Genomic DNA, 9,718 nt, shown 5'->3' on the forward strand with positions numbered 1-9,718 from the left:
GCGGTTGAAATCCGGGGACAAAGGCGAACGCTTCGCTTCTACAGATTCGATCCCGTGCCTCTTCGGCCTTTTGAGGGCTGCCCGTTTTTCCCGCTCGGTTATGTTTCATTCATAATGATACCACTTGCCCGCCTTTCTTTGCGACAGCGGGCAAGTGACCGGACGAGCCCAACGTTTTTTTATTGCTTACCCCCTTTAAATCGGTTCAAAAACATGATATAATGAAAGCGCTCTCAATAAATCGGCTTTACAATCTCTTAAGGGGGGAATTGGAATGGCAGGTTTAGCAGTACAAACCCGTGATTTGTATGAGGACTTCGAGGTGGAGCGCGACATCCTGTTTTTCAAGCTCGGCTCTCACGGACAAGTAAGCTTCCACGGTCAGAATTATAACCTAAAAAAGAGAATGTCTGCCGATGAAGTGCAGACGCTGACCCGACATGCGAGCTTCGTCCGCCTGAAGTCCGACTGCTATGTCAATGCAGGCAAAGTCAGCTCGATCGAGGACGATCGTCTCTACTTCGGGGCCAAGGACGCCAAGTCGCTGACCGTATCAAAACGGCAGCAGCAACTGGTGCGCGAACGGATGGGCCGCTGACCGAGACGTCTGTCAGAAGCGATCGATCACAATCGCCAAAAACGCCTCCTCATCTCTGTCACAAGAGATGCGGGAGGCGTTTTTACGATGCATGCGGCCCTCTAAGCCGAGCGAGGCGCAGCGGACAACGGCTCTCGCTGCCGCCGTTCGATGCTGATCCAGATCAAGCCGCCAGCCATGCAGGCCGCGCCAGCCAGTTGCAGCCATGTCAGCGATTCGCTGAATAGCGTATAGCCCGCGATGACGGCAGCCGCCGGCACGACATACCGGAAGAAATTGGCCCTTGTCGCCCCTACCTGGTACATGCAGGCATTCCAGACGACGAAGCCGATCACTGTGCAGCCGATCACATTGTACAGCAGGATGCTATAATGCATCCCCGTCAGCGCGCCCCAGTCCATCGCGCCCCAGGCCGAGCGCGTCAGCGGCAGCATGAACAACGCTCCGAACAGGATCGTCCAGGCGCTGATGCGAAGCGCCGAGAAGCGACGCATGAGCGGCATGCTCGCCAGGTTGAATAGCGCGCCGATGAAGCTGACGCCAAGCGCTAGCGCATTGCCGATCATATGCTCGCCCGAGAGCGTGAAGCCCTCGCCGCCCCCGAGGATGACCAGACACACCCCGACGATGGCGGCCGCTCCGCCTGCGAGCAGGCGGCCCGTGATCACCTCACGGGTGAACAGCGGCGCGAGCAGCGCCGCGAAGATCGGCCAGGGCGCGACATTGAGCAGCGAAGCGTTGGCCAGCGTCGTATATTTGATCGAATACATGACCATAATCTCCAGCAGCGTGATCCCGACCAAGCCAATCGCCATGAGCGCTCCGGCGACCCGCCACGGGATGCCTATGCTGCCTTCCTTCAGCTTCAGCAGGATGAAAAAAAACGGCACCGCCGAGCCAAAACGCAAAAACGTAAACAGGATCGGGTCCATAACGTCCATCGCCACTCGGGCCAGGCCAAAATTGGTGCCCCAGATCGCCGCTACCGCAATCAATCCCGCATAGTACATCCATCTTCTATCCATTGTTTATCTCTACACTCCATCAATTAATAAGTTCTACCCTCTCCACAGAGCCTGGCGGGCAATGATTGTATCATATCACGAACCCTCATCAAGTCAATGATCCGTTTCACACCACAGGCCCCTGCTCCTCCCCTCCTTGCGCCCCATTATGTACAACCACAGTTAACCCCCGAGTACAATGACAGTCAAATTATCCTTGTGCATTGGTAACGGATAGTGAAGTTTAAAGCGCTCTCTCATGCTACAATAGGGGCAGGTTCAGTCACAATTCAGACAGATAAAGATCATTTTCAACCGTCTGACAAGTTGTTTATAATGTAAGAAAGGGAGTGCGCAATTGGAAACGGTCAGAATCGGAATCGTCGGGCTGGGCAATATGGGCACAGGCCATGCCAAGTATTTGATCGCAGGTGAGGTTAAGGGCGCCAGATTGACAGCGGTATCAGACATACGGCCCGAACGTCTGGAGGTCGCTCGCGAGGAGTGGGGCGATCAGGTAAAGCGCTTTAATACAGCGGAGGAGCTCTATCGCTCCGGCGAGGTGGACGGGGTTCTCATCTGCACGCCGCATTACGAGCATCCCGAGCAGGCAATCGCCGCCTTTGAACATGGCTTGCATGTGCTGGTCGAAAAGCCTGCCGGCGTCTACACCAAGCAGGTCCGCCTCATGAACGAAGCAGCCGCCCGCAGCGGCAAGCTGTACGGCATCATGTACAACCAACGGACCAACCCGCTCTACGCCAAGCTTCGGGACCTGATCGCCTCCGGCGAGCTGGGCGAGGTGCGTCGGACGAACTGGATCATTACCGATTGGTATCGCTCGCAGAGCTACTACGATTCCGGCGGCTGGCGCGCGACATGGGCCGGTGAAGGCGGCGGGGTGCTTATTAACCAGGACCCGCATCAGCTCGATCTGTGGCAATGGACGACCGGTCTGATGCCGAAGCGGATCCGCGCCTTCTGCGCCTTCGGCAAGCACCGCAACATCGAGGTCGAGAACGAAGTGACCGCTTATGTCGAATACGAGAACGGAGCAACCGGCGTGTTCGTCACCTCGACCTGCGAAGCGCCTGGCACGAATCGCTACGAGATCGCCGGCGACCGCGGCAAGATCGTCATTGAGGACGGCAAGCTCCGTTTCTGGCGCAACCTCGTGCCGGAGTCCGAGTTCAACCGCGACTTCAAGGGCGGCTTTGGCCAGCCCGAGTGCTGGAAGATCGATATCCCGATCGCCAGCGGCGGCGATCAGCATGCAGGCATCACGCGAGACTGGGTGCAAGCGATCCGTACCGGCTCTCCACTGCTCGCCCCTGGCGAGGAAGGCATCAAGGGCTTGACGATCTCCAACGGCATGCTGCTCTCGACCTGGACCGACAACTGGGTCGATCTGCCGATCGACGAGGAGCTGTTCTATGCCAAGCTGCAGGAGCAGATCCAGCAGTCCAAGAGCAACAAGCAAGCAGACGCCTACGAGACGCTCGACGTTACGGGCACACACTGACATCCCTTTCGCCACCTGGGCGATTCCAGAGGTCTGATCGATTCCAATTACAGGAGGTATGCATGTAATGAGCAAGCAGGATGGCATGAATTATGCCCCCAAGGGCAAGCCGCAGCCGGTCGTCGGCGCCGGGGAATTTATCTTCGCAGCCAGTCGGCTGGACCATGGACATATCTACGGCATGACTAACGGCCTGATCGAGGCCGGCGCTACGCTGAAGTGGGTGTACGATAACGATGCGGAGCGGGCGGCCAAGTTCGCTGCCGAATACCCGGGCGCGCGCGTTGCCGAGTCCGAGGAGCAGATCCTCCAGGACGCGGAGGTGCAACTGGTCGCCTCGGCAGCCGTCACCTCCGAGCGCGGACCGTTTGGCGTCGTGGTCCTGAACCATGGCAAGCATTATTTCGTTGACAAGGCGCCGTTCACGACGCTCGAGCAGCTCGCCGATGCCCGGGCAGCCGTCGAGTCGTCCGGCAAAAAATACGCCGTCTACTATAGCGAGCGGCTCCATGTGGAGAGCGCCGTATTCGCCGGCGAGCTGATCAAGGACGGCGCGATCGGACGCGTCGTCCAGGTGCTTGGTCTCGGACCGCATCGCCTGAATGCGCCGTCGCGCCCGGCGTGGTTTTTTGAGCGGGAGAAATACGGCGGCATCCTGTGCGACATTGGCTCGCATCAGATTGAGCAGTTCCTGTACTACACCGGCGCGCAGGATGGCGAGGTGCTGCACAGCAAAGTGGCCAACTATCACAACAAGTCTTACCCTGAGCTGGAGGACTACGGCGACGCGACGCTGCGCGCAGACAACGGCGCCACCGGTTACTTCCGCGTAGACTGGCTGACCCCGTCCGGTCTGTCGACCTGGGGTGACGGACGCACGACGATCCTCGGCACCAAAGGCTACATCGAGCTGCGCAAGTATGTCGATATCGCCCGCTCCGGCAGCGGCAATCATCTCTACCTGGTCAACGAGGACGGCGAGCGTCATATGGAGCTGAGCGGCAAGGTCGGCTACCCGTACTTTGGTCAGCTCATCCTCGACTGCATAAACGGCACCGAAAACGCTATGACCCAGCAACACGCCTTCAAGGCGGCCGAGCTCTGCCTCAAAGCCCAAGCGCAAGCGATTCGCATCGAATAGAAGGAGCGATAATCCAATGAAATTGTCCATCTTCACGGTAGCCACCCCCGATATGCAGCCTGAGGAGCTGGCGCTCAAGGCGCGCGAGCTGGGCATCCAGGCCGTCGAATGGCGTTACAAGGATACGCCGGCCGAGGTGACGAACGAAGCGCCGTCCTTCTGGGGCAACAATCTGTGCACCTTGGCGCCCTCCGGCGGTGCCGAGGCGATCGCCCGCTTCAAAAAAGCGACCGAGGATGCAGGCCTTACCACCCTCTCCCTCACCTCATATCTGACGACAGGCGACCTGGAGGCGGTCGAGCAGACGCTTGATGCCGCTCGTCAGATGGGCGCTGCCTATATCCGGGTAGGGGTCCCCTCCTACAACCGGACACGCAAGTTCCCCGAGCTATTCGAGGAGGCGCGCGCCTATCTGCGCGCATGCGAGCCGCTATGCCGCCAGTACGGCGTCAAAGGCCTGATCGAGACGCATCATGTGACGATCGCGCCAAGCGCCTCCGCCGCATACCGTCTGCTCGAGGGGCTCGATCCCGATTGCCTCGGAGTCCTCTACGATCCGGGCAACATGGTGTTCGAAGGCTATGAGAACTACCGGATGGGCCTGGAGATGCTCGGGCCTTACCTGGCGCATGTGCATGTGAAAAATGCCGGCTGGATAAAAGGAGCAGAGCCGGTAGGCGAGCTTCGCGAGACGGAATGGGCCGGCTCCTGGACCGCTATTCCTGACGGAATCGTGCCTTGGCGTCAACTAATCGCCGATCTGCGCTCCGTAGGCTATGACGGCTATCTGGGCATCGAGGACTTCAGCGGTACGTATGGCTCGGAGCAGATGCTCCGCGAGGCCGCGCATTACCTTAAGGCACTCCTCAGCGAGAGCGGCCGGGCCTGAGCTGGACGAGAATAAGAATGGGATGGGAGGCGAAGCGATGACGACAGCCAGCGATCTGCGAGGGATGATCAGCTATACGTACCAGAGCAGCGGTCCGCTGCTGCCGACGCTGCACTCTCATCCCTACTATGAGGTATACTATTTTCACGAGGGCAAGGTCAATTACCTGATCGGCGACCGGATCTACAACCTCGCTCCAGGCGATCTGATCATCATGTACGGGATGACGCTGCATTCGGCCAAGGTCGATCCCACGTATCCATACATCCGCTCGATCATCCACTTCGAGCCGTCGCTGGTCCAGCCCTTCCTCGATATGCCGGGCGCGCTTAATGTGCTGGAGCCATTCCAGTCGTACAAGAATCATCGGATCTGCCTGCGCGGCGAGCACAAGGATGAAGCCGAGCAACTGCTGGTGCGCATGCATGAGCTGCAACAGCGGCAGGATGCGACAAGCCAATGCCGGATGCAGCTGGCGTTTATCGACCTGCTCTACTTTATCCACGAGCGCTGCATGCAGCCGATGCACCGCCCGCGAGATTACGCGTCGGACAAGGAAAAGCACGTGCAGACGATCGTCTCCTTTATCGAGCAGCACTATCATGAAGCGCTGACGATGGAGCTGCTGGAGGAGCGGCTCCACCTGACGCGCTCGTATCTGGCCAAGATCTTCAAGGAGGTGACCGGCGTCACCATCTTCGAGTACTTGTACCAGCGACGGATCAATCAGGCTCGCGTGCTGTTCCTGCTCGACTCCGATCTGTCCGTGACAGAAGCGGGCTTCCAGGTCGGCTTCAAGCATCTGGCCCACTTCAGCCGGCTGTTCAAGCAGCAGGTCGGGATGACGCCGGAGACGTACCGCCGCCGCATCCGCGAGGAGACGACGCTGTAGCTTTGGAGCATGGACTGGATGTCAGGGCTCTCCCCTGGCTTCCCTTCCCCCAACTGTTTGCTGCTGTCGCATGGGAAGGGCGGTTCGCTGCACGCTATCTAGATGCGTAGTTGCCTGGGGCGACCGCAGGCAGCAGGCTTATCCACAAGAAGGCTCCGGCCCGGGCAGCATCGTCGCTGCCTGGGCCGGAGCCTTCTCTTATGCGTTTGCGCGTCGGAGCTACAACAGGTAGCTGACGACGATAATCGTGCCGACCGTAAAGGCGTACCACGAGAAATACTTCAGATTGCCCCGCTCCATGATGCCCATGAACCAGCGCAATGCGAAATACGAAGCGACCAGCGACGTGACAAAGGCCAGCGCGTAAGGCACCGCCAGCGACGACAGCTGCGGATCGCGGATAATATCGCCCGCCTCCAGCACCATCCCGCCTACGCTCACAGGAATATACATCAAAAAGGAGAACTTCAGCGCTGTCGTCCGGTTCAAGCCGAGGCCCATCGCAGCGACGATCGTCGCGCCGGAGCGGCTGATCCCTGGGATCAGCGCCACTGCCTGCGCCAAGCCGATGATGACCGCATCCTTCAGCTTGAGCTGATTGTCCTTTTTGTGGCCGCGCATGTTGCGGATCAGCCACAGCGCCAGACCGGTGACGAGCAGCGTGACGCCAACGGTGAACAGCCCCTTCAGCTCGGTGAACATGTCGTTCAGGAACACGCCAGCCAGACCGGCCGGGATCGTCGCGATGACTAGATAGACGACGAACCGAAAATCCGCCTTGGACGCCTCGTCCCGATGGCGTATGTACGACAGGCTTCCCGAGGCCAATCGGACCAGGTCCTTGCGATAGATCATCAACACCGCCAGCAGCGAGGCAAAGTTCACAAGCACCTCGAAGCTCAGTCCATCGATCTCCAGTCCGAGCAGCGTCTGTGCGATAATCAGATGACCGCTCGACGAGATCGGGATCGGCTCGGTCACACCCTGGAGAAGTCCCAGGAATGCATACTCCAGCCACAACCACAGCTCATTCATGTCCTTCATTTCCCTCCTCAGCTTACGTCCGTTCCTTGGCGTGCATTTCTAGTATTCTATGTAGTGAACATTTTAAGAGTATACCAGATTGGGAGCGATTGTCGCCAGCGGGCGACGTACGTCCAGAGGACGAGATCGCTTTTTTGAAACTTAGTACGCCGCCAAAGGACGGCGTGGCCGTGGCATATCGCAGAGCATGTGCCGTTTTACCTTGTGTTCATCGCTTCCCATGTTGGGTAAACATTACGTATACTTATGTGTAGAAGGAGTGGATGAAGATGGAATTGCGATCATATGGCAAGACGAAGATGAATGTAAGCGTACTTGGCTTCGGCGGTGCGGAGATCGGCTTCCAGAACGCCTCGGTCGCCGATGTCGATCGGCTGCTCGGCAGCGCCCTCGACGCGGGACTGAACCTGATCGACACCGCCGAATGCTACGCGAGCAGCGAGGAGTTGATCGGCAAGACCGTATCGCACCGTCGCGGCGACTACTACCTGTTCACCAAGTGCGGCCATGCATCCGGCCTCGACCACCCGGACTGGGACCCCAAGCTGCTCCAGCTCAGCATCGACCGCAGCCTGCAGCGACTCCAGACAGACTATGTCGATGTCATCCATCTGCATAGCTGCAGCGAGGAGATCCTGCGCCAGGGCGATGTGATCGAGGTGCTGCAGCGGGCCAAGGAGGCGGGCAAGACCCGCTACATCGGCTACAGCGGCGACCATCAGGACGCCTTGTACGCCGTCCAGTCGGGGCAGTTCGACTCGCTGGAGACGTCGCTGAGCATCGCCGATCAGGAGGCAGCCGATCTGACGATCCCCAAGGCGATCGAGCAAGGCATGGGCGTCGTCATCAAGCGCCCGATCGCCAACGCCGTCTGGAAGCATCGGACCCGGCCCGAGGACAGCTATGTGCAGCCTTATTGGGACAGGCTTCAGCAGTTGGACTACGACTTCCTGCGCGGCGACATGCAGGAGGCTGTCAGCGCCGCGCTCCGCTTCACGCTCTCGGTACCTGGCGTCCACTCGGCGATCGTCGGTACCGCACGGCCGGAGCGCTGGGTGGACAATGCCCGGCTCCTGGAGGCCGGCTACCTGCCGGAAGCCCAGTACCATGCGATCCGCGGCCGCTGGGCGGAGGTCGCAAAGGACGATTGGGTCGGCCAGCGCTGACCCTCGCTTCGCGGCGGCTGGCAGACGCATAGTGGCCAGCCCTCGCGGGCGCGCCGCTGGGTGGAAACCCTCGCCCGTCGAGAGGCCGCTCGCTTTTTCAAAAAGAAAGCGCTCCCTATTATGAATGAAGAGAGAGGAAGGATACATAATGACGATGATTCCCTTGAAACGCAGAGGCGTCGACGCCAGTCGACTCGTGCTCGGCTGCATGCCCTTCGGCGGCGGCTGGAACAGCGATCCCATAACAGAGGCGCATTATTCCGAAGGTCAAGCGGCGGTCGAAGCCGCTCTCGAAGCAGGGATTAATATGTTTGATCTGGCTGACATCTATACGCGAGGCAAGTCGGAGCGCGTGTTCGGCGAGGTACTGCGGCGCCAGCCCGGCTTGCGGGAACGGATCGTCCTACAATCCAAATGCGGCATCGTGCTCGAGGAGCCCGGCGTGCCGAACCATTTCGACTTCTCGCCGGATCACATCCTGCGCAGCGTCGATGGCAGCCTGCAACGGCTTGGCGTCGAATATCTCGACATCCTGCTGCTGCACCGTCCCGACCCGCTCATGGATGCCGAGCAAGTCGGTGAAGCACTGCGCCGATTGAAGGCGTCCGGCAAGGTTCGTCATTTCGGCGTCTCCAATATGAGCATGGGCCAGATCAAGCTGTTGCAAACCTATTCAGACGAGCCGTTCATCGTCAACCAGTTGGAGATGAGCCTCTCGCGCACGGGCTTCGTCAACACGCAGGTCTATGTCAACCAGGACAAGGGCAAGGACAACATCTTCCCGGAAGGCACAATGGAATATTGCCAGCTCGAAAACATCCAACTGCAAGCCTGGGGTCCGCTGGCCCAGGGCCGCTTCTCCGGCCGCTCGTTGGAGGAGGAGAGCGAGGCGATCCGTCAGACGGCTGGGCTGGTCGGCCAATTCGCCGAGGAGAAAGGCACGACCCGCGAGGCGATCGTGCTGGCCTGGCTGCTGAAGCATCCCGCTGGCATCCAGCCGGTCATCGGCACGACCAAGCCGGAGCGGATCGCCGCATGCCGGGACGCCGAGCGCGTCGAGCTGAGCCGTATCGAGTGGTATCTGCTCTACAACAGCTCGCGCGGACTGCCCCTGCCCAAGTCACAATAACGCGCCTAGCCAGCACAGCATCCACCCGACTGGACGAGTGGCGCTGGCTGGCTTTTTTGTCTCCTGCGTGGTTCGTCAGAGGCCTGCATGCTGATAGAGATAACTGCAAAAGTGCCTTTATTTGCGGCGAAACAGGGTGAAAACAGGTAAACAAATGCAAATGTGCACTTAATCGGATTGAAATGGCCTCCTAATATGCCGTTTCCCAAAAACAACTGCACTTTTGCATTAAAATTCCGTTTTCACCCGCCTTGAAGTAAAAATAGTGGTATTTTTGCAGTTGCGCGATGAGCGAAGAAGACACGAAACCGTGCAACGTCTATAGTAACGGTA

Annotated in this window: 9 protein-coding genes; 7 read left to right on the top strand and 2 right to left on the bottom strand. The window is 59.1% G+C overall.

The window, feature by feature from the left end; genetic code table 11:
* Positions 1-274 precede the first annotated feature (274 nt).
* Complete coding sequence (locus PA598K_RS31740) at positions 275-598, top strand: LytTR family transcriptional regulator DNA-binding domain-containing protein (protein WP_128660777.1); 324 nt, start codon at positions 275-277, stop codon at positions 596-598.
* A gap of 101 nt (positions 599-699) precedes the next feature.
* Here PA598K_RS31740 and PA598K_RS31745 read toward each other — a convergent pair whose 3' ends face one another.
* Entirely contained in the window at positions 700-1,623 is a 924-nt protein-coding gene (locus tag PA598K_RS31745; protein WP_128660778.1) for a DMT family transporter, read from the bottom strand.
* A gap of 337 nt (positions 1,624-1,960) precedes the next feature.
* Here PA598K_RS31745 and PA598K_RS31750 point away from each other — a divergent pair, with 337 nt between their 5' ends.
* The 4 genes from PA598K_RS31750 (at position 1,961) to PA598K_RS31765 (ending at position 6,046) form a co-directional block, all read left to right on the top strand.
* The gene (locus PA598K_RS31750) at positions 1,961-3,124 is read left to right on the top strand and encodes a Gfo/Idh/MocA family protein (RefSeq protein ID WP_128660779.1); all 1,164 of its coding nucleotides are present in this window, start codon (positions 1,961-1,963) and stop codon (positions 3,122-3,124) included.
* Positions 3,125-3,191: 67 nt separating this feature from the next.
* Complete coding sequence (locus PA598K_RS31755; RefSeq protein ID WP_128660780.1) at positions 3,192-4,265, top strand: Gfo/Idh/MocA family protein; 1,074 nt, start codon at positions 3,192-3,194, stop codon at positions 4,263-4,265.
* A 16-nt stretch (positions 4,266-4,281) separates the two neighbouring features.
* A complete protein-coding gene (locus PA598K_RS31760) occupies positions 4,282-5,154 on the top strand; it encodes a sugar phosphate isomerase/epimerase family protein (protein ID WP_128660781.1) in 873 nt (290 codons plus the stop codon).
* A gap of 37 nt (positions 5,155-5,191) precedes the next feature.
* Positions 5,192-6,046, top strand: coding sequence for a helix-turn-helix transcriptional regulator (locus PA598K_RS31765; RefSeq protein WP_128660782.1), 855 nt, complete (start codon positions 5,192-5,194; stop codon positions 6,044-6,046).
* Between the two features lie 219 nt (positions 6,047-6,265).
* On the opposite strand, the gene PA598K_RS31770 is transcribed toward PA598K_RS31765, so the two are convergent.
* Positions 6,266-7,081, bottom strand: coding sequence for an undecaprenyl-diphosphate phosphatase (locus PA598K_RS31770; RefSeq protein ID WP_128660783.1), 816 nt, complete (start codon positions 7,079-7,081; stop codon positions 6,266-6,268).
* 278 nt (positions 7,082-7,359) lie between these two features.
* On the opposite strand from PA598K_RS31770, the gene PA598K_RS31775 reads away from it, so the two are divergent.
* Entirely contained in the window at positions 7,360-8,256 is an 897-nt protein-coding gene (locus tag PA598K_RS31775; protein ID WP_128660784.1) for an aldo/keto reductase, read from the top strand.
* A gap of 148 nt (positions 8,257-8,404) precedes the next feature.
* The gene (locus PA598K_RS31780; protein ID WP_128660785.1) at positions 8,405-9,385 is read left to right on the top strand and encodes an aldo/keto reductase; all 981 of its coding nucleotides are present in this window, start codon (positions 8,405-8,407) and stop codon (positions 9,383-9,385) included.
* Positions 9,386-9,718 lie beyond the last annotated feature (333 nt).

It is taken from the genome of Paenibacillus sp. 598K (assembly GCF_003851045.1).
Classification (GTDB): domain Bacteria; phylum Bacillota; class Bacilli; order Paenibacillales; family Paenibacillaceae; genus Paenibacillus_D.